Below are 19631 nucleotides of genomic sequence, written 5' to 3'. Positions count from 1 at the left end.
TGGTCACTCGGCCACCGCGTCCAGCTTGCGCGCCTGGGCCCGCATGACCGCGTCGTACGACGCCCGGTCGGTCAGCTTCAGCTGGTACGCCGCGCGCGCGGCGTCGTCGGGCACGATCAGCTCGCTGCCGGCGTCGACCCCGGCGAGCACGGCGGCCGCGATGTCGTCGGCGCTGGTGGGGCTGTCCTCGACCAGCTTCGTCATCACGGTCTGCAGCGCCGCGTCCCGACCCTCGACGGCGACCATCAGGTTGGTGCGGAAGTACGACGGGCACACGACGTGGGCGCGCACGCCGTGCGCGGCCAGCTCGTGGCCGGTGGTCTCGGTGAGCGCGACGACCGCGGCCTTGGTGGCGTTGTAGCCGGCCATCCCGGCCGGGTGCACGAGCCCGGCGAGTGAGGCGATGTTGACGATCCGGCCGCCCCCCTGGCGCTTGAACACCGGGGTGAAGGTCGCGGTGCCGCGGACCGCCCCGAGGAGGTTGATGTCGACCAGCCGCTGCCACTCGTCGATGCCCGCGACGTCGAGCCGCCCGCCGCCGGCGATGCCGGCGTTGTTGACGAGGACGTCGATTCCGCCCCAGCTCCGCTCGACGTGGTCGCGAACCGCGATCCAGTCGGCGTCGCTGGTGATGTCGAGCGGGTGGATCCCCTCGGCCGGTACGCGGTCGGTGCGGAGCACGTCGGCGCCCCGCTCCTCCCAGGCCCGGGCGAGGGCGGCGCCGAGGCCGGAGGCCGCGCCGGTGATCAGGACACGCTGGTGCTGCTGCGGCTGGTCGGTCACCCGGCCGACATTAGTGCGTCGGCCAGCACCGCTCGCAGGGCGCTCACGAGCAGGTCGACGTCGGCCTCCGTGCACACGAGGGGCGGTGCGAAGCGCACGGTGGAGCCGTGGGTGTCCTTGGCGAGGATGCCGTGCTCCATCAGCGCCTCGCAGACCTCGCGGCCGGTGCGCAGCCCCGGGTCGACGTCGACACCGGCCCACAGGCCGCGCACCCGGACGGCGACCAGCCCGCGTCCGACCAGACCGCGCAGGCCCTCCTCGAGCCGCGCCCCGAGCACCCGCGCCCGCTCCTGGAACTCCCCGGTCGCGAGCATCCGGACCACCTCGTGGCCGATCGCCGCGGCGAGGGGGTTGCCGCCGAAGGTCGAGCCGTGGGTGCCCGGCCGGATCACGTCGAGCACCGCGCGGTCCGCGGCGATGGCCGAGACGGGGTAGATCCCGCCGCCGAGCGCCTTGCCGAGCACGTAGACATCGGGGACGACGTCCTCGTGGTCGCACGCGAAGGTGCGGCCGGTCCGGGCCAGGCCGGACTGGATCTCGTCGGCCACCAGGAGGACGCCGCGCTCGGTGCACAGCTCACGCAGCGCGCGCAGGAAGCCCGCGGGCGGGATCACGACGCCACCCTCGCCCTGGATCGGCTCGACGAGCACGGCGACCGTCGCGTCGTCGATCGCGGCGGCGACGGCATCGAGGTCGCCGTACGGGACGCCGACGAAGCCCGGGGTGAACGGGCCGTAGTCCACCGTCGCCTCGTCGTCGTCGGAGAAGCTGACGATGGTCGTGGTCCGGCCGTGGAAATTGCCCCGCATCGTGATGATCCTCGCCGTGCCCGGCGCGACGCCCTTGACCCGGTAGCCCCACTTCCGGCTGACCTTGATCGCGGTCTCGACCGCCTCGGCGCCGGAGTTCATCGGCAGCACCAGGTCCTTGCCGGTCAGCTCGGCCAGGGCCTGCGCGAACGGCCCGAGCTGATCGTTGTAGAACGCCCGGCTGGTGAGGGTCAGCCGCTCCAGCTGCGCCGCCGCGCACGCGACCAGCCGCGGGTTGCCGTGGCCGAAGTTGAGGGCGGAGTAGCCCGCGAGGCAGTCCAGGTAGCGACGTCCGTCGACGTCGGTCACCCAGGCACCCTCGCCGGAGGCGAGGACCACCGGGAGCGGGTGGTAGTTGTGCGCGGCGTACGTCTCGGTCAGCTCGATGTGGCGGCGCGTGGCGTCGGCGGCCCCCGGGTCGTGCGTGGCCCGCGTGGTGGTGGTCATGGTGCTCCCTTCCGGTTCGGTCGCGATGACTCCAGGATGCGCCTCCGCGCGGGTCAGCTGCAGAGGCCCGCCGCGGCGCGGTCGTCCTCCGACAGGCCGCCGGAGGGGGGCGGGGTCGGCGTACCGCCGGGGGTGGCGCCCGGGGAGCCCGACGGGGAGCCCGACGGGGAGCCGGACGGGGAGCCGGAGGCGGAGCCCGATGCCGCACCGCTGCCGTCCGGGCTGTCGTCGGCGCTGATCGCCTGGTCGAGGAACTCCTTGGTGAGCGGCCGGTCGGCGATCACCAGCTGCCACAGCTTCTCGACCGACGGCAGCCACTCCACGCCGCCGCTGACCTTGTCCGTGTCCAGGGTCCACGGCGTCGTGATGAATTTGATGTCGGCGGCGTCGATGCCCTGGGCACTGGCGGCGACCTTGGCCATCTCCGCGACCGTCTCGAAGTTGGTCGCCAGCTCGGTGGTCGCGGCGCTGATGAAACGCGCGAGCCGGTCCGGGCGGGCGAGCATGCCGCGGGTGAGCGCCTTGTCGATCATCGCGCCGATGAGGGCCTGCTGGCGCCGGGTCCGGTAGGGGTCGATGCCCTGGCTGACGCCGTAGCGCACCCGCGCGTAGTCCAGCGCCTCCTCGCCGTCGGCTTCGCGGGTCCCGGCGTCGAGATGGATGTTGCCGGTGGTGTCGTCGATCTCCTCCGGGACGCAGATCTCGACACCGTCGAGGGCGTCGACCATGTCCTTGAACTGGTTGAAGTCGACGACGACGAACTTGTCGACGCGGATCCCGGTCAGCTGCTCGAGCTGCTGGCGGGTGCAACCGGGTCCGCCGACCTGGAAGGCGACGTTCCACTTGTCGTACGCCGTCGCGGCGGGGATCTCGGTGCCGTCGGCCTCATAGCAGGCCGGTCGCATCACCGCCGTGTCGCGCGGGATCGAGATGCCGTAGGCGAACTCCCGGTCGGCGGAGAGGTGGAACAGGATGGTGGTGTCGGACAGGCCGCCGCCGGCCTCGCCGTCGATCTTGCATCCCTCGCAGCCACGGCTGTCGGTGCCCATCACCAGGATGTTGAGCGCCTCGGTCTTCTTGTCGGGCCGGTTCTTGCCGACGACCGTCGGGTGCTCGAGGTTGTCGTTCCAGTTCTGGTAGACGAGCACGACGCCCAGGCCGGTCAGCAGACCGAGCGCGACCAGGCTCGCCACGATGACCCGGAGCACCGTCCGCCCCGGCCGCGCCACGCGTCGCCGCCCTCCCATGACGGGAAACCTACAGGCACACCCACGCCGACCCGGCGCGTTCAAACGCGCCGGGTCGGCGTGCTCAGGGCGTTCAGATGCGCCGGGTCGGCGGGGATCAGGCGGGGATCAGGCGGGGATCAGGCGGGGATCAGGCCGGGAAGCCCTTGCCCGAGGCAGCCAGCTCCCGCAGCCACGGGGTGGCCTGGAAGCGGTCGCCGTACGTCGCGGCGAGCTCGTCGGCGCGCGCGAGGAAGGCGTTCAGGCCGATCTCGCCGGTCACCTTGTTCTCGTAGCCGGTCATGAACTGCGCGGCACCGCCGGTGTTGGGCGGGAAGCCGATGCCCATGATCGAGCCGATGTTGGCGGCGGCCGCCGAGGTGATGACGCCCTCCTCGAAGGTCTTCGCGGTCTCCAGTGCCTCGGCGAAGAGCATCCGGTCGCGGATGTCCTCGATCGGCGGCTGCTCCTCGGCGACCGGGAAGAGGTCGGCGAGGCCGGCCCAGATCGAGCCGCGCTTGCCGTCGACGTAGTCGTAGAAGCCGGCACCGCGCAGGCGACCGGCCCGACCGGCCTCGAGCATCTTGCCGACCACGGCCTGGCCCGGGTGCACCGGCAGGTCGGGGTTGGCGTCGGCCGTCGCCTTGGCGATCTTGGCCATCAGCTCGAGGTTGAGCTCGTCGGAGAGCTGTAGCACCGGCGCCGGGTAGCCGGCCGAGGTGGTGGCCCGCTCGATGGAGTACGGCGCGACGCCCTCGGCGAGCATCGCCATGCCCTCGTTGACCATGTAGCCGATCACCCGCGAGGTGTAGAAGCCGCGGCTGTCGTTGACCACGATCGGGGTCTTGCGGATCTGCAGCACGACGTCGTAGGCCTTGGCGAGCGCCTCGTCGGAGGTCTCCTTGCCGGCGATGATCTCGACCAGCGGCATCTTGTCGACCGGGCTGAAGAAGTGCAGGCCGATGAACCGCTTCTGGTCCGCGGCGTTCTCCAGGCCCGCGGCCAGCTCGGTGATCGGCAGCGTCGAGGTGTTCGAGCACAGCACGGCGTCGGGTGCCAGGTGCGGCAGGATCTCGGCGAACACCTTGGCCTTGAGCGAGGGGTCCTCGAAGACCGCCTCGACCACGAGGTCGGCACCCGCCGCGGCGGCGGGGTCGTCGGTCGCGGTGATCCGGCCCAGCAGCTCGGCCTTCTTCTCCTCCGTGGACCGTCCCCGCGAGATCGCCTTGTCGAGCAGGCCCGTGGAGTAGGACTTGCCCTTCTCGGCCGCCTCGACGGAGATGTCCTTGAGGACGACCTCGACTCCCGACTTGGCCAGCACGTAGGCGATACCGGCGCCCATCATGCCGGCGCCGAGGACGACGGCCTTCTTGGCCCGGTAGGGCTCGATGCCCTGCGGACGCAGCGAGCCGGAGTTGATGGCCTGCAGGTCGAAGAAGAACGCCTGGATCATGTTCTTCGAGCCCTGGTTGACGACCAGGTTGGCGAGATAGCGCGACTCGATCCGCGAGGCGGTGTCGAAGTCGACCGACGCACCCTCGACCGCGGCCGAGAGGATGGCGCGGGGGGCCGGGTAGTCGGCGCCCTTCAGCTGCTTGCGGAGCAGGGCCGGGAAGGCGGGGAGGAAGCCCGCGAGTGCCGGCGACTTCGGCGTGCCGCCGGGCATCTTGTAGCCGGGGGCGTCCCACGGCGACAGGGCCGCGTCGGGGTTGGCCTTGATCCACGCCTTGGCTGCCGGGACCAGCTCCTCGCGGGTCGCGACGAGCTCGTCGACGACGCCCTTCTCGAGCGCCTTCTCCGGGTTGAACTGGGTGCCCTGGAGCAGCACGTCCATCAGCGCGGTCTGCAGGCCCCACTTGCGTACGGCGCGGGTGACGCCGCCGCCACCGGGCAGCAGGCCCAGGGTCGCCTCGGGCAGGCCGACCTTGACCTTCGGGTCGTTGACCAGGATCCGGTGCTGGGTGGCGAGGGTGATCTCGTAGCCGCCGCCGAGCGCGGCACCGTTGATGGCGGCCACGACCGGCCTCGGGAAGAGCTCGAGACGGCGCAGCGACGCCTTGATGCTCTCGCACTGGGCGAAGACGTCGCCGGCGTTCTCCTTGGTGGTCTGGACCATCAGCTTGAGGTCGCCGCCCGCGAAGAAGGTCTTCTTAGCGGAGGCGATGACCACGCCGGTGATGTCGTCCTGCTCGGCGTACAGGCGCTCGACCGCGGCCGCCATGGACTCGCGGTAGAGCTCGTTCATCGTGTTCGCGCTCTGGTTCGGGTCATCGAGGGTGAGGGTGACGATGCCGTCGGCGTCGCGGTCGTAGCGGACCGCGGTCCCAGATGTTGCAGTGTCGGTGCTCAATGTCGTTCCTTGAGAGTTCGAGAGGTTCGAGAGGTGTAGTGGGGCTCGGCCGGCAGCGTGTCGCTCGCGGCGTCAGGCCGGCAGCGTGGCGCAGGGCGGCGAAGCCGCACGGCGTGAAGCCCGTGGGGCCGAGCTTGCGGGGCCCCGGGCGGCGAACGCCGTCTGCGACACGCTCGGCCCATCAATCAGACGCGCTCGACGATCGTGGCGATGCCCATGCCGCCGCCGACGCACAGCGTGGCGAGGCCGCGGCGCAGGTCACGCCGCTCGAGCTCGTCGATCAGGGTGCCGAGGATCATCGCTCCCGTGGCGCCGAGCGGATGGCCCATGGCGATGGCGCCGCCGTTGACGTTGGTGATGTCGTGACCGATGCCCATGTCGCGCATGAACCGCATCGCGACCGCGGCGAACGCCTCGTTGATCTCGAACAGGTCGATGTCGCCGACCTCGAGGCCGGCCTTGGCCAGCGCCTTGCGGGCGGCGGGAGCCGGGCCGGTCAGCATGATGATCGGGTCCGCACCGGAGACCGCGGTCGCGATGATGCGGGCCCGCGGGGTGAGGCCGAGGTCCTGACCGACCTGCTCGTTGCCGATCAGGGTCAGCGCGGCGCCGTCGACGATGCCCGAGCTGTTGCCGGCGTGGTGGACGTGGTTGATCTTCTCGACCCAGTGGTACTTCTCCAGCGCCACGTCGTCGAAGCCGGCGTCGGCGCCGAGCTGGGCGAAGGACGGCTTGAGGCCGGCGAGACCCTCGACGGAGGTGTCGGGGCGGACGGTCTCGTCGCGGTCGAGGATGGTCAGGCCGCTGATGTCCTTGACCGGCACGATCGCGCCGTCGAAGTAGCCGTTGGCCTGCGCCTTGGCGGCGCGGTGGTGCGACTCGGCGGCGTAGGCGTCGACGTCCTCGCGGTTCCAGCCCTCGAGGGTCGCGATCAGGTCGGCACCGATGCCCTGCGGCACGAAGCCCGCCTTGAAGGCCGTGGCGGGGTCGGACGCCCAGGCGCCGCCGTCGGAGCCCATCGGCACCCGACTCATCGACTCGACGCCACCGGCGACGATCAGGTCCTCGAACCCGCCGCGGACCCGGCCGGCGGCCTGGTTGACGGCCTCCAGCCCGGAGGCGCAGAAGCGGTTGAGCTGGACGCCGGCGACGGTGTCCGGCAGGCCGGCGGCGATGGCCGCGGTCTTGGCGATGTCGCCACCCTGGTCGCCGATCGGCGAGACGACACCGAGGATCACGTCGTCGATGCGGTGGGTGTCGAGTCCGGGATTGCGCTCCTGCACGGCGCCGAGCAGTCCGACGGCGAGGTCGACGGGCTTCACCTCGTGGAGAGAGCCGTTGGCCTTGCCCCGGCCGCGCGGCGTGCGGAGGTGGTCGTACACGAATGCTTCTGCCATGACCGTCCTTGATTCTTCGGGCGTGAAGGGTGTTCCTGGGATCGATTGTGACACTATTACTGTCATGGTCAAGAGCGAGGGGCCGGCGGACGGTGTGACCCACGACGCATCCGCCGAGGACCCGGCGGCCGACCTCCTCACCCTCGAGGAGCTCACCGTCCGGGTCGGACTGACGGTGCGCACGGTGCGGTTCTACACCTCGCGCGGGCTGGTCCCGCCGCCGATCCGGCGCGGCCGGTCCGGCTACTACTCGGCGGTCCACATCGCCCGGATCGAGCTGGTGCTGGAGCTGCAGAGCCACGGCTTCACGCTCTCCGCGATCGAGCGCTATGTCGCCGGCATCCCCGAGGACGCAACCCCCGAGGACATCGCGCTGGCCCGCACCATGCTCGCGCCCTGGCAGTCCGACCTCCCCGTCGAGATGGACCGCGCCCAGCTGGAGCGGAAGGCCGGGCGGACCCTGTCGGCCGAGGACGTCGCCACCCTGCAGGCCCTCGGTGTGCTGCGCGTGCGCGGGGCGTCGTACCTCGTGGCGAGCAACCAGCTCGCGATCGGTGTGCGGCTCCTGGAGCTCGGCTTCCCCCGCGAGGTCGCGGTCGCTGCCGCGGCGGTCTACCAGGAGCACGGCGAGCAGATGGCCAAGGAGCTCTACGAGGTCATCAACGACAAGCTCGCGCCGCTGTACGACGACGCCGCGACCTCCGGACACTTCCGCGAGATCATGGAGCGGCTCAAGCCGCTCTCGGTGGGCGGGCTGGTGACGGCGTACGAGGCCGCGGTGGCCCGCGCCGCGCGGAGTCCGCGTCGTCCGTCCTGACGGTTCGCCCGGGCGGCCTGCTCCCGCCTCCGTCCCCTTCCCGCTGTAACACGCCGTCCACCCGGCTTCCCGGCGGTTGTCAGCGCGTTCACGGCGTGTCGTACGGCGCGTCGCGACGTCAACGACGTGTTACTGCGCCGGTGTGACCGGGTCGGCCGCCAGCGCCTCCGCCAGCGTGGTGACCATCCGCGACCGGAAGCGCCGCGCGCCCGGGTGGTCCGGGAAGGCCAGGTCGGCTCCGTGGAACATCCGCGGCTCGACGTGGACCTCGACCGGTACGCCGGCCGCGGCGAGCCGCCGTCCGTAGTCGGCGACCTCGTCGCGGAAGAGGTCCAACGCCCCCACGCCGAGCCACGCCGGGGGCAGGCCGGCGAGGTCGGCGCGCCGGGCCGCCGCGGCGTACGGCGGAGCATCGGCCGGCCGCGGCGACCGGCCGAGATAGGCCCGCCACGCGAACCGGTTGGAGCGGGGTGTCCAGCCCAGCCGGCCGACTCCGGCCGCCGGACGGCGCAGGGTGGTGCGGTCGTCGAGCATCGGATAGACCAGCAGCTGGAAGGCGAGGGGCGGCTCGCCGCGGTCGTGGGACCGCTGGGCCAGCGACGCCGCGAGGCCGCCACCCGCGCTGGCACCGCCCACCGCGATCCGCGCCGGGTCGACACCCAGCCGATCAGCCGCGGAGCGCAGGAACGCGAGCGCGGTCGCGCCGTCGTCGAGCGCCGCCGGGAACGGGTGCTCGGGCGCCAGCCGGTAGTCCACGGCCACCACCACGACCTCCAACTCCACGGCCAGCCGCCCGCACAGGGCGTGGTCGGCGACCGCGGTCCCCGCGATCAGTCCCCCGCCGTGGAACCACAGCAGAGCGGGGCGCGGTCCCGAGGCCGGGCCGGAGGGGCGGTGGACGAAGACCGGTACGCCGTCGGGCCGGTGCGTCTCGACGTCGACTCCGGGCGCCGGCTCGGCCGCGTCCGGGTAGAGCCGGCGCAGGAGGGCCAGCTCCCGGGTGCTGCCGATGGAGTACGGCACGAGCGCGTTCCACGGACGCATCCCCGGTGCCGCCGCCAGGATCGACCGGCAGCGCCGCGCCGTCACCACGGCAGACGCGAGCGCCGCACCACCGGCCAGCCATCGCCGCATCCCGATCTCCTCGACCCGTCGCGCCCCCGGTGCATTGTGCCAGCCCGGACGGGCGTGCGGGCCAGGCCTCAGCGGCGGCCGGAGCTGAAGCTCGCCGCGCTGTGGCCGCCGCCCGAACCCGAGCCGGCACCACGCGAGCGCGAGCGGGACCGATTGCGGTTGCCGCCACCGGACTTCGCGCCGGCCGACTGGGCCGTGCTCTGCCCCTGCCCCGAGCGCTGGCCGCCGGACTTCTTGGCCGCCGGCTTCTTGCCCGCGGGGCGACGGCGACCGCCGCCCTTGCTCCCGTTGCCACCGCCGCCGTTGCCGCCGCCGTTGCCCTGGGGGGCGGCGGGGGTGAGGTCGATGCCGCCGGGGCGGTTGCGCTCGCCGGGGGCGAGGTCCTGCAGCACCGGGTGGTCGGGGCCCTGGATCCGGGTGGTGGTCGGCGTGATGCCGGCCGCGCGGGTCAGCGCCCGGACGTCGCCGCGCTGCTCGCTGGTCATCAGGGTGATCACCGTGCCGGCGGCACCGGCGCGCGCCGTACGGCCGGAACGGTGCAGGTAGGCCTTGTGCTCGGCCGGCGGGTCGGCGTGCACGACGAGGGAGACGTCGTCGACGTGGATGCCGCGGGCGGCGATGTCGGTCGCGACCAGCGTGGTCGCCGTACCGCTGTGGAAGGCCTCCATGTTGCGGGTACGCGCGCCCTGGCTGAGGTTGCCGTGCAGGTCGACCGCGGGGACGCCGTTCTTGTTCAGCTGGCGGGCCAGGGCCTTGGCGCCGTGCTTGGTGCGGGTGAAGACCACGGTGCGCCCGGGCGCGCTGACCAGGTCCAGCAGGACGGGCAGACGCTGCTCGCGCTCGAGGTGCAGCACGTGGTGGTCCATCTTGGCCACCGGCGACTGCGCGGAGTCGGCCTCGTGCACGGCCGGGTCGCGCAGGTAGCGCTTGACCAGGACGTCGATCGCGTTGTCGAGCGTCGCGGAGAACAGCATCCGCTGGCCGTCCTTCGGCGTCCGGTCGAGCAGCCGGCGGACGGCGGGCAGGAAGCCCAGATCCGCCATGTGGTCGGCCTCGTCGAGCACGGTGACCTGGACGTCGGCGAGGCTGCAGTGGCCCTGACCGATGAGGTCCTCGAGCCGGCCGGGGCAGGCGATCAGGATGTCGACGCCGTCGCGCAGGGCGTTGACCTGGGGGCCCTGGCCGACGCCGCCGAAGACGGTGGTCGTGCGCAGGCCCGCGGCCTTGGCGAGCGGGGCGACGGTCGCCGCGATCTGGGACGCGAGCTCGCGGGTCGGCGCCAGCACGAGGGCGCGCGGACGCTTCGGTGCCGGGCGCCGCGGCGTACCGCCGGCGATCAGCCGGGACACCAGCGGCAGGCCGAAGGCGTAGGTCTTGCCGGAGCCGGTGCGGCCGCGGCCGAGGACGTCGCGGCCCTTCAGCGAGTCCGGCAGGGTGGCGGCCTGGATCGGCGTGGGGACGACGATCTGGTCGGCCGCCAGGACGTCGAGCAGGGCAGTGGGCACGCCGAGATCGGCGAAGGTGGTGGTCACGGGAACTCTTCCGGGAGTGTCTCGCCGTACGTGAGGTGACTCCCGGGTCCGGGGCAAGACTGGCCGGACCGAAGTCACCACCCTAGGGGCGCGGCCCGCCCGGGCAGGAATCCGCGCCGCCGGATCAGGACGTGATCTGCACCGCAGCGCCGCGCTCGATCAGCCCGTCGACGTCCTGCACCCCCCAGGCCGCGAGCGCCTCGCGGGTGTGCGCGCCGGCGCCGGCGGCGGGCGGGTGCGAGAGGGTGGCGCGGGTGCGGGAGAACCGCGGCGCGGGCTGCGGCTGCACGATCCCCTCGTGCTCGACGAACACCTCGCGGCCCTTGATGTGCGGGTGTTCCGGGGCCTCGCTCATCCGCAGCACCGGCGCGACGCAGGCGTCGGTGCCGTCGAAGATCGCGCACCACTCGTCGCGGGTCCTGGTCTTGAACGTCGAGGTGATCAGCTCGCGCAGCTCGTCGGTCTTCGCGACGTCCCAGCGGTCGGGGACGGTGTCCTTGATGCCGAGCAGCTCGACGAACAGGTCGTAGAACTGCGGCTCCAGCGCACCGACCGACATGTGCTCGCCGTCGGCCGTCTCGTAGATGTCGTAGTACGGCGCGCCGCCGTCGAGCAGGTTCGCGGCCCGCTCCTCCTTGAACCCGCCACCGGCGAGGAAGGCCGACGTCATCGCGTTGAGGCTGGCGGTGCCGTCGACGATCGCGGCGTCGACGACCTGGCCTTCGCCCGACGTCCGCGCCTCGAGGACCGCGGCCAGGATGCCGATGACGAGGTACGTCGAGCCGCCGCCGAAGTCGCCCACCAGGTTGGTCGGGAACTGCGGCCGGTCCTTGACCTGCCCCAGCCCGTGGAGGGTGCCGGTGATGGCGATGTAGTTCATGTCATGGCCGGCGGCCTGTGACCACGGCCCGTCCTGGCCCCAGCCGGTCATCCGTCCGTAGACCAGTCGCGGGTTGCGTGCGTGGCACTCCTCCGGCCCGAACCCGAGCCGCTCCGCCACGCCCGGCCGCATCCCCTCGACCAGCACATCGGCCTGCTCGACGAGATCGAGCACGGTCGCGACCGCGTCGGGGTCCTTGAGGTTCAGCGCCACGCTCGGGCGGCCGCGGTTGAGCAGATCGTGGGAGCCGCCGGTCAGCATCTGCCCGCCGGGCCGCTCAACCCGGATCACGTCGGCCCCCAGGTCGGCCAGGATCATGCAGGCGTGCGGGCTCGGCCCGATCCCCGCGATCTCGACGACCTTGAGGCCCTGGAGCGGACCGGTTCCCTGACCCAGCGCGAACGTCATGCGCGCATCATGGCACGGATCGTGACAGCAGTGGTGTCACGGTTGGCTACCGTCCAGTAGCCCCGGCGCGGATTCATCACGGTATGTGGGTCAGTCGGAGCTTCTGCAGTGGAACTCCGCTACAGAAGCGACAGTTCATCTACATACCGTGATGAATCCGCCCCGCCGAGCCCAACTCACCCCGGATTGACGATCCGCGCCAGCTCGAAGTGCATGGGGTCGGTGTAGGCCCAGTCACCACCCCAGGCGAAGCCCCACTTCTTGAAGATCGCGACCACGACCCGGTCCATCTGGCCGACGGTGCCACGCTGGTTGCCGGGCACGTTGAGGTCGAGCGCCAGCCCGAACGAGTGGTTCGACAGCTGGGTGGAGCCGGCGATGAAGCGCGGGTAGTAGCAGCCGGCGTACTGGCGCGGGTCGATCTTGTCGCCCAGACCGCTGGTCTGGATCTCACCGAGGGCCGCCTTGAGCTGCGGCATCATGTACTTGTTGCAGGTGACCGTGCCGAGGATCGGCACCGCCTCGGTCACGATGTGGGCCGCCACCCACGCCGGGTCGGGCGCGATCCGGCCGCCGCCGATGGGCGTGTAGCGGAAGACGCCCACCGCGTCGCTGAACGCGCCGACGGGGATCGCCTGCTGGTAGGTGCCGGGGTCGATGCCGCTCTGGGCGACGATGTCGAGGGCGTTGATGGAGAAGCGGGTCTCGCCGAAGGCCTTCTCGATCTTGTCCCGCACCACCTGCGGGGACGAGATCCCGGTGTTGATCAGCACCGCGTTGTCCTCGGGGAGGCCGAGCTCCTGGCCCCACCTGCCGTTGACGACCGCGTCGATGCCGTCGACCCCGCCGGGCGACCACGAGCCGACGTGGACCTTCTGCCCCTCGACGTCGAGGTAGCCGTTGCCGTCGATGGGCAGGTCCTTCTGCAGCCGGTCGGCGACCGCGATCTCGCCGCCGGCCACGCGGTCCCACTGCGGCTGGAAGGGGGCCGCGTCGGGGCCCGTGAACCGGCGGTACTCACCCGGGTCGACGGCCGCGATGTTGAAGAGCTTGTTCTCCACCGAGAACTGGCCGTAGGAGAGCTGGGTGTACGCCGCCACGCCAGGCCTGCCACGCACCGTCACGCCGGTGATGATGGCGAGATCCTCGGGCGAGATCGTGTCCTCCGCGACGAGGAGCAGGTCGTCGCCGTACTGCTTGCCGTCGAAGGCGCCCGGCGGGTCGACCGCGTGCTCGGGGTCGGCGACCGCGGCGGTGGGGGCGTCGGAGGTGCTGGCCGCGGCCTCGCTGGGATCGGCGGTGGCGTCCTTCTCGGCACCCTTCTCCGGCGTGCCGCAGGCGGTGAGGGCGAGGAGGGCAGCGCCGGCCGCGAGCCCGACCGTCGGCCGGGTCGTCAGGGCGCGTCGCACCAACCCCATGGTCCCTTCCCTCCACCGGTCCGCCCGGCAGTCCTCCCGAGGCGAGGGTAATACGTCGCCGTTCAGCCGCGGTCGAATCCGGCGGATCCCACCTGCTGCGCGACATTGGGATCCGTCGGATCCGACCGTAGGACGTGTTCGGCGATCCAGGCGATGTCGTCGGCGGTACGCGCGGGAGCGGCCGAGGGCTGCATGACGTGACTCAGCACCAGGCGCACCACCATGTCGATGCTGGCCTCCAGACGGTCGGGCTCCAGGTTGACGTCGTACGCCGCGACCCGGTCCGCGACGACCAGCTTGGCGCCGTCGAGGAGATGGTCGGCGTGGGTGGTCAGCAGCGGCAGCAGCTCGGTGTCGGCGCCGTGGGTGGCGGACACGACGGCGTGCAGCAGGGCATTGTCCTCGGCGTACTTGAGCACGCGGCGCGCCGAGTCGCGGATCGCCGAGATCAGGTCGTCGGGATTCTCGTCGAAGGAGCGGGTCACGCCGGCGAGGAAGCGGTCGAGCTCGCGCAGCACCATCGCCTCGGCGAGGTCGCCCTTGGTGCCGATCTCGTTGTAGACGGTCTGCCGGCTCACCCCCACCTCGTCGGCCAGCCGCGCCATCGTCACCTTCGCCCACCCGGCTGTGGTGGTGAGCCCCACCGCCGCCTCGATCAGGCGATCGCGCAGGGTCGGGGTGGCCACGCCGGTCAGCGTAGCCACCCGCTCCATCAGCGCTCGCGACCGATCGGCGAGGAGGGACCTGGCCGCGCCCCTCACCCCTCGAGCGTGAGCGCGAGCACCGGGCAGGCCTGCACGGCGGCGTACACGTGGGCCCGGTCGTCCTCGGGCGGGGCCTCGTCGAGGATGACGACCTTGTCCTCGTCCTCGTCCACCTCGAAGTAGTCGTTGGCCATCGCCTCGCACATGCCGAGGCCCTCGCACTTGTCGATGTCGACGGTGATCTTCACGTCTCTAGGCTCCGATCTTCTCGGGGTCGAAGGGGATGAAGTCGATCTTCTCGCGGACCCCGCAGTCGGGACAGCACCAGTCGTCCGGGATGTCGGCCCAGGCCGTGCCCGCGGCGAAGCCCTCGTGCTCGTCGCCCGCGGCGACCTCGTAGACGTAGCTGCAGCCGGGGCAGCGCGCGGCGAGCACCTCGCCGACGTACTGCTGGGCGAAGAGGTCGTCGGTCTTCAGCCGGTGCTGGTCCGGCGGCGGGAACTTCGCGAGGTACGCCGCCTCCTTGCCCGGCTTGATGTTGGCGAGGGTTACGTCGCCGTCGAGGTGGTCGACGACCCGGCGGTCCATCACCCGGCGCCACAGCGGGGGGATGAGGGCGAGGTCGATCATGCCGGCGTACCCGGTCGGCAGGGCGGGGGACTCCTTGAAGTCGCGCAGCGTCTGGTAGCGGCGGGTGGGGTTGGCGTGGTGGTCGCTGTGGCGCTGCAGGTGGTAGAGGAAGACGTTGGTCACGATGTTGTTGGAGTTCCACGAGTGCATCGGCAGGACCCGCTCGTAGCGCTGCTTCTCACCGACCTTCTGTCGCTTCATGCCGTAATGCTCGAGGTAGTTGACGATCTCCAGCAGGGAGAAGCCGAGCACCATCTGGATGAGCAGGTAGGGGATGGTCGCCGGGCCGAGGAGCGCGATCACCGCGCCGAAGAGGACCAGCGACATCAACCAGGCGTTGAGGACGTCGTTGCCGAGGTGGAAGGGGTGCGTCTTCTTGCGCTGGTAGCGCTTCGCCTCCAGGCTCCAGGCGCTCTTCAGCGAGCCCGAGACCGTGCGGAACCAGAAGGTGTAGAAGCTCTCGCCCAGCCGGCTGGACGCCGGGTCCTCGGGCGTGGCGACCCGGACGTGGTGGCCGCGGTTGTGCTCGATGTAGAAGTGGCCGTAGAAGGACGGCGCGAGCGCGATCTTGGACAGCCAGCGCTCGACCGACTCCTTCTTGTGGCCCAGCTCGTGCGCGGTGTTGATGCCGATGCCGCTGATCATGCCGAGCGAGATCGCGATGCCGATCTTGTCCACGACCGACAGGTCGAAGTCACGGACCAGGTCGGCGCTGATGTTGGTGGCGAGCCAGTCCTTGATCCCGAACAGGTCGGCCGTGGCGGCGATCGGGTTGACGTCGACCACCATCGCCATCACGCCGAAGAAGGCGAAGTACTGGATCGGCAGGTACATGAAGACGACCCACCGGTAGTACCTGTCGTTCTCGAGCTCCTCGAGCACGTCGTCGGGCGGATTGGTCGGGTCGAGCCCGGCGAGCAGGTCCAGCAACGGGATGATTCCGAAGACCAGGATCGGGCCGATCCACAGCACCCACTGCCAGCCGAGCTCGGCGTACACGACGAACGCGATGATCGCGAAGCCCGGGATCAGCAGTCCCAGCAGCCACAGATAGCGCTTCTTGTCCTTCCACCGCTCGGTCGATCCCTCGGGAACGGTCGCGCCCACGGTCGGTCCGGTCATCGTCCTGCCTCCTCGCGATCGGCATCACTGCCGTTTGACAAGAAGGTAGGACTTGTCAAGACATTTGACAAGAGGGGCAGACTTGTAAAGTGCTCGGCGCCACACTTGACGGGCTTCTCCTGCACTTGTCGGGTGTTGCAACGCCCGACAAGTGCAGGAATCACCGGTCGACCGGCGATTCCTGCAGCGTCCGCACCGGCAGCCGTTCGAACCCCCGCAGCACCCGGGTCCCCCGGCGCTCGGGCCGACCGGCGACATGGAGGTCGGGATAGCGCTCGTAGAGCGCCCGCAGCGCGACCGCGGTCTCCAGCCGAGCCAGGCTGGCGCCGAGGCAGAAGTGCACCCCGGCGGAGAAGCCGAGGTGCTGGTCGGCGTTGGGGCGGGTGACGTCGAACGCGCCCGGGTCGGCGAAGACCGCGGGGTCGCGGTTGGCACCGCCGAGGTAGAGCAGGATGCCGTGGCCGGGCAGGAACCTCTTGCCCGCGACCTCGGTCTCGCGCAACGCGATGCGCATGGTCAGCTGCACCGGCGACTGGTGCCGCAGCACCTCGTCGACCGCATTGCCCCAGCCGTCGGGGTTCTCCTGCAGCCAGCGCAGCTGGTCGGGGTGCTGATCGAGCAGCGCGACGGCGTTGCCGATCAGGTTGACCGTGGTCTCGAAGCCGGCCGCCAGGACCAGCAGGCCGACCTGGTGCAGCTCGACCGGGTCGAGGCGGTCCTCCCCCTCGAGCAGGGTGAGCTGACTGATCAGGTCGTCGCCGGGATCGGCGGAGATCCGCGCCACGTGACCGCGGAACCAGGTGTGCATCTCGCGCAGCGCCCGCTCGGCGCGGCGGAACTCCCGCCAGGAGAGGCCGGGGTCGAGGGTCACCGCGGCCTCGTTGCCGAGCTCGAGGAGCCGGCCGCGGTCCTCCTCGGGTACGCCGAGGAGGTCGGCGATCACCGTGACCGGCAACTGGGAGGCGTAGCGCTCGATGAGGTCGAAGTCCTCGGCCCCGGCCAGGTCGGCCAGCAGGTCCCCGGCGACGTCGGCGACCCGGTCGCCCATCCGGCCGACCTTGCGGGCGGTGAAGGCGCGGGCGACCTGCTTGCGGTAGCGGGTGTGCAGCGGCGGGTCGACCGCCAGCATCGACGGTGGGTCCACGGGCCCGAGGGTGTCGGGATCGATCACCTTGTGGTGTAGCCACTGCAGCGGCTTGGGCAGCTCCCCCTGGCCACCGGCGGTGCCGAACGCGTCGCTGCGCAGCACCTCGTTGCACACCGCATGGTCGACGCTCGCGGAGATCAGGTCGTTGGCGCCGATCGGGCCCCGGGCGCGCAGCTGCTCGTACGCCGGGAACGGATCGACCCGCAGGCCCGGGTCCATCACCATCCGGCTGATCAGGTCGCCCCGGCGGGCGCCGCGCCGGATCAGCGCGCGCTGGAGGCCGTGCGCCAGCACCCAGGAGGCGAAGGAGCGCGGCAGGTCGACGGGGCGGGCGAGGTCAGGCGACCGCATGCGACGTACCCAACCCGTCGGCGGAGCCGGTGTCCAGCGAGACGTCCACGGCTTCGGCCGGCTCGTCCAGGACCAGCAGCACCCCGCGGGCGCGCTCCGCGAGCAGCCGGCGCTGCTCCTCGAGCACCCGTTCCGGGAGGTGCGTGTCGAGCTGGGTGCTCACCGCGAGGCGCCAGCGGTAGCGCAGTGCGGCCCGCAGTCCCGCGCGGTCGCCGAAGATCTCGGCGAGCTCGTCGGTCCAGGGCAGCTCGGGCCGCTCGGCGGCCCACAGCTCCTGTTCGACGGCCCGCAGGGCCTGCCAGCGGCGGTGGGTCTCGGTCCAGGTCATCGTCCTCACCGACCTCTCTGTCGTGGAGTGCGAGGGGATGCCTCGACGGTAGGCGGCCGGCCGGCGCCGGACATCGGCCGACGGCAGGCACCCGGACTCCTACCAGGGGAGGAGACCGCGGACCTCCCGCCGCGGGATGACCGGCCGCGCCGTGCTCCCTAGGCTGGTGGCATGCTGCGCTGGCTGCGCGCCGGGATCGAGGCGAACCTCGACCGGCACCAGATCCTCTACCCCTGGTGGGTGCCGCTGGCCTCCCACCTCGGGCAGGTCGCGGCGGTGCTGATCAGCCTCGCCCTGCGCGAGGCGATCTGGCCGCTCGACCCACTGCTGATCTGCCTGCCGCTGGTGATGGTCTCGCCGCTCGTCCAGTTCCGCACCAACCGCTGGCTGCCCTGGTGGGCCGACAGTGCCGGCAGCGTGCTGGCCGCGCTGCTGCTGCTCTCCCGGCCACAGGAGGGCGTCCTCGACCTCGCCCCCGCGCTGCTCGCCCTCGCCACCGCCGAGATCACCGCCCGCGACGGCGTCCGCGAGGGGCTCGCGGTGGCCGCCGTCGGCCAGCTGGTGCTGATCAAGGCGGCGATCCGGCCGGGCCTGCCCGGGGCGCCGCTCTACACCTTCGAGCTGCTGCTGGGCTTCGTCATCGGCGCGATGCTGCTGTGGCAGATGCGGGCCCTGATCGCCGAGCGGCAAGCCCGGGAGCAGGCCTGGGACCGGGCCACCACCGCCGAGCGGGAGCGGATCGCCCGCGAGATCCACGACCTGGTCGCACACTCCCTGAGCGTCTCCCTGCTCCAGATCACCGGCGCGCGGCACGCCCTGCGCGACGTACGCGAGGCGACCGGGCCGGAGGACACCGCGGAGGCGGTCGCCGAGGTCGACGCCGCGCTCGCCGACGCCGAACAGGTCGGCCGCCGCGCCATGGGCGACATCCGCCGGGCCGTCGGCGCCATGGCCGACGGCACCTCCGAGCGCCACGCCCTGCCCGGCGGCGGCGACATCGCCGCCCTGGTGCGGGAGCTGGCCGACGCCGGCCTCGCCGTGGAGTACGACGAGCAGGGTGATCCCGCCGCACTCCCGGCCGCCGCCGGGCTCGGTCTCTACCGGATCGCGCAGGAGTCGCTGGCCAATGTGGTCAAGCATGCCGGCGCCGACGCACAGGTCCGGGTCCGGTTCTCGGCGACCGGCGCCCGCGCCCGGCTGCGGATCACCAACCCGCTGCCTGCGGGGCGGCCACGCCCCGACGGACTCGGCTCGGGCCTCGCCGGCATGCAGGCCCGGGCCGCCCAGCTCGGCGCCCGGCTCGACGCCGGCCCGCTGGGCGGCGACTGGGTCGTCGACGTACGACTGGGCGGACCGGCGCGGTCCGGCCTCGAGCTGCCCTGCGGGCACACCCTGTGGAAGGCGGAGACCGCGTGAACGCTCAGGCCGACACCGTGCTGAAGGTCGTGCTGGTCGACGACCAGGAACTGGTCCGCTCCGGGCTGCGCCGGATCCTGCGCCGGCGCGACGGCTTCGAGATCGTCGCCGAGTGCGCGGACGGCGGCGAGGTGCCCGCCACCCTCGCCGGCCTCGGTCCGGCAGGCGTGGATGTGATCGTGATGGACCTGCGGATGCGGACGGTCGACGGGATCACCGCCACCCGGGCCGTGGTCGCGGCCGACGGGCCGCCGGTGCTCGTGCTGACCACGTTCGACGACGACGAGATGCTGTCCGGTGCGCTGCGCGCCGGTGCGGCTGGCTTCCTGCTCAAGGACTCCTCGGCCGACGACCTGATCCGCGGGGTCCGCACCGTCGCCCAGGGCGGCAGCTGGCTCGACCCCGCGGTCACCGGCCGGGTCCTCGACCGGTTCCGCAGCTTCGCCCCGGCTCCGGTCGCCGTGACCCCAGGTGCCGTCGACCCGCTCACCGCCCGCGAGCTGGAGGTGCTCCGGGCGATCGCGGTGGGGCGCAGCAACGGCGAGATCGCGGCCGAGCTGGTCATCTCCGAGCTGACCGTGAAGAGCCACGTCGGCCGGATCTTCACCAAGCTCGGCCTGCGCGACCGGCCGGCCGCCATCGTGTACGCGTACGACCACGGGCTGGTCCGGCCGGGCTCCTGAGCGACGGTTCAACTACCGAATTCGTCGCGCTGACGCGGGCTGGACGACA

17 protein-coding genes are annotated in these 19631 nt (G+C 71.9%); 3 read left to right on the top strand and 14 right to left on the bottom strand.

Annotated elements, in window-relative coordinates:
• Positions 1-3: 3 nt before the first annotated feature.
• From QJ852_00820 to QJ852_00800, 5 genes are all read right to left on the bottom strand, one after another.
• Positions 4-783: an SDR family NAD(P)-dependent oxidoreductase gene (locus QJ852_00820; protein WGX96988.1), complete on the bottom strand. Its 780-nt coding sequence runs from the start codon at positions 781-783 to the stop codon at positions 4-6.
• Complete coding sequence (gene rocD / locus QJ852_00815) at positions 780-2039, bottom strand: ornithine--oxo-acid transaminase (GenBank protein WGX96987.1); 1260 nt, start codon at positions 2037-2039, stop codon at positions 780-782. The genes QJ852_00820 and rocD overlap by 4 nt, the downstream gene beginning before the upstream one ends.
• A 53-nt stretch (positions 2040-2092) precedes the next feature.
• On the bottom strand, positions 2093-3286 hold the full coding sequence (locus QJ852_00810; GenBank protein WGX96986.1) for an LCP family protein: 1194 nt from the start codon (positions 3284-3286) through the stop codon (positions 2093-2095).
• Positions 3287-3416: 130 nt separating this feature from the next.
• Complete coding sequence (locus tag QJ852_00805) at positions 3417-5615, bottom strand: 3-hydroxyacyl-CoA dehydrogenase NAD-binding domain-containing protein (GenBank protein WGX96985.1); 2199 nt, start codon at positions 5613-5615, stop codon at positions 3417-3419.
• A 185-nt stretch (positions 5616-5800) separates the two neighbouring features.
• Positions 5801-7012 carry an acetyl-CoA C-acetyltransferase gene (locus QJ852_00800; protein WGX96984.1) on the bottom strand — a complete coding sequence of 404 codons (1212 nt, stop codon included), beginning with the start codon at positions 7010-7012 and terminating at the stop codon, positions 5801-5803.
• A 64-nt stretch (positions 7013-7076) separates the two neighbouring features.
• Between QJ852_00800 and QJ852_00795 the strand changes: the two genes are divergently transcribed.
• Entirely contained in the window at positions 7077-7829 is a 753-nt protein-coding gene (locus QJ852_00795; GenBank protein ID WGX96983.1) for a MerR family transcriptional regulator, read from the top strand.
• A 129-nt stretch (positions 7830-7958) separates the two neighbouring features.
• Here QJ852_00795 and QJ852_00790 read toward each other — a convergent pair whose 3' ends face one another.
• From QJ852_00790 to QJ852_00750, 9 genes are all read right to left on the bottom strand, one after another.
• The gene (locus QJ852_00790) at positions 7959-8963 is read right to left on the bottom strand and encodes an alpha/beta hydrolase fold domain-containing protein (protein ID WGX96982.1); all 1005 of its coding nucleotides are present in this window, start codon (positions 8961-8963) and stop codon (positions 7959-7961) included.
• A 68-nt stretch (positions 8964-9031) separates the two neighbouring features.
• Positions 9032-10495 carry a DEAD/DEAH box helicase gene (locus QJ852_00785; GenBank protein WGX96981.1) on the bottom strand — a complete coding sequence of 488 codons (1464 nt, stop codon included), beginning with the start codon at positions 10493-10495 and terminating at the stop codon, positions 9032-9034.
• A gap of 124 nt (positions 10496-10619) precedes the next feature.
• Entirely contained in the window at positions 10620-11783 is a 1164-nt protein-coding gene (locus tag QJ852_00780; GenBank protein ID WGX96980.1) for a CaiB/BaiF CoA-transferase family protein, read from the bottom strand.
• Between the two features lie 176 nt (positions 11784-11959).
• Positions 11960-13192: a M15 family metallopeptidase gene (locus QJ852_00775; GenBank protein ID WGX96979.1), complete on the bottom strand. Its 1233-nt coding sequence runs from the start codon at positions 13190-13192 to the stop codon at positions 11960-11962.
• Between the two features lie 71 nt (positions 13193-13263).
• A complete protein-coding gene (locus QJ852_00770) occupies positions 13264-13887 on the bottom strand; it encodes a TetR family transcriptional regulator (GenBank protein ID WGX96978.1) in 624 nt (207 codons plus the stop codon).
• Positions 13888-13958: 71 nt separating this feature from the next.
• Complete coding sequence (locus QJ852_00765) at positions 13959-14153, bottom strand: ferredoxin (protein ID WGX96977.1); 195 nt, start codon at positions 14151-14153, stop codon at positions 13959-13961.
• 4 nt (positions 14154-14157) lie between these two features.
• A complete protein-coding gene (locus QJ852_00760) occupies positions 14158-15657 on the bottom strand; it encodes a fatty acid desaturase (protein ID WGX96976.1) in 1500 nt (499 codons plus the stop codon).
• 160 nt (positions 15658-15817) lie between these two features.
• A complete protein-coding gene (locus QJ852_00755; GenBank protein ID WGX96975.1) occupies positions 15818-17155 on the bottom strand; it encodes a cytochrome P450 in 1338 nt (445 codons plus the stop codon).
• Complete coding sequence (locus QJ852_00750) at positions 17142-17483, bottom strand: hypothetical protein (protein ID WGX96974.1); 342 nt, start codon at positions 17481-17483, stop codon at positions 17142-17144. The genes QJ852_00755 and QJ852_00750 overlap by 14 nt, the downstream gene beginning before the upstream one ends.
• Before the next feature lie 171 nt (positions 17484-17654).
• Between QJ852_00750 and QJ852_00745 the strand changes: the two genes are divergently transcribed.
• Positions 17655-18899 (top strand): histidine kinase, encoded by a 1245-nt coding sequence (locus QJ852_00745; protein WGX96973.1) that lies wholly within the window; start codon positions 17655-17657, stop codon positions 18897-18899.
• Positions 18896-19582, top strand: a complete 687-nt coding sequence (locus QJ852_00740; protein ID WGX96972.1) for a response regulator transcription factor — start codon at positions 18896-18898, stop codon at positions 19580-19582. The genes QJ852_00745 and QJ852_00740 overlap by 4 nt, the downstream gene beginning before the upstream one ends.
• Positions 19583-19631 lie beyond the last annotated feature (49 nt).

The organism is Nocardioides sp. L-11A (assembly GCA_029961745.1).
In the GTDB taxonomy this organism is placed as follows: Bacteria; Actinomycetota; Actinomycetes; order Propionibacteriales; family Nocardioidaceae; genus Nocardioides.
The sequence above is the reverse complement of the archived record's forward strand: the minus strand, read 5'-3'. Positions and strand labels throughout refer to the sequence as shown.

Bases quoted from the DNA above. Each gene is read 5' to 3' on its own strand.
- rocD (WGX96987.1), bottom strand. From the start codon at position 2,039: ATGACCACCACCACGCGGGCCACGCACGACCCGGGGGCCGCCGACGCC.
- QJ852_00810 (WGX96986.1), bottom strand. From the start codon at position 3,286: ATGGGAGGGCGGCGACGCGTGGCGCGGCCGGGGCGGACGGTGCTCCGG.
- QJ852_00800 (WGX96984.1), bottom strand. From the start codon at position 7,012: ATGGCAGAAGCATTCGTGTACGACCACCTCCGCACGCCGCGCGGCCGG.
- QJ852_00795 (WGX96983.1), top strand. From the start codon at position 7,077: ATGGTCAAGAGCGAGGGGCCGGCGGACGGTGTGACCCACGACGCATCC.
- QJ852_00790 (WGX96982.1), bottom strand. From the start codon at position 8,963: ATGCGGCGATGGCTGGCCGGTGGTGCGGCGCTCGCGTCTGCCGTGGTG.
- QJ852_00780 (WGX96980.1), bottom strand. From the start codon at position 11,783: ATGACGTTCGCGCTGGGTCAGGGAACCGGTCCGCTCCAGGGCCTCAAG.
- QJ852_00760 (WGX96976.1), bottom strand. From the start codon at position 15,657: ATGACCGGACCGACCGTGGGCGCGACCGTTCCCGAGGGATCGACCGAG.
- QJ852_00755 (WGX96975.1), bottom strand. From the start codon at position 17,155: ATGCGGTCGCCTGACCTCGCCCGCCCCGTCGACCTGCCGCGCTCCTTC.
- QJ852_00750 (WGX96974.1), bottom strand. From the start codon at position 17,483: ATGACCTGGACCGAGACCCACCGCCGCTGGCAGGCCCTGCGGGCCGTC.
- QJ852_00745 (WGX96973.1), top strand. From the start codon at position 17,655: ATGCTGCGCTGGCTGCGCGCCGGGATCGAGGCGAACCTCGACCGGCAC.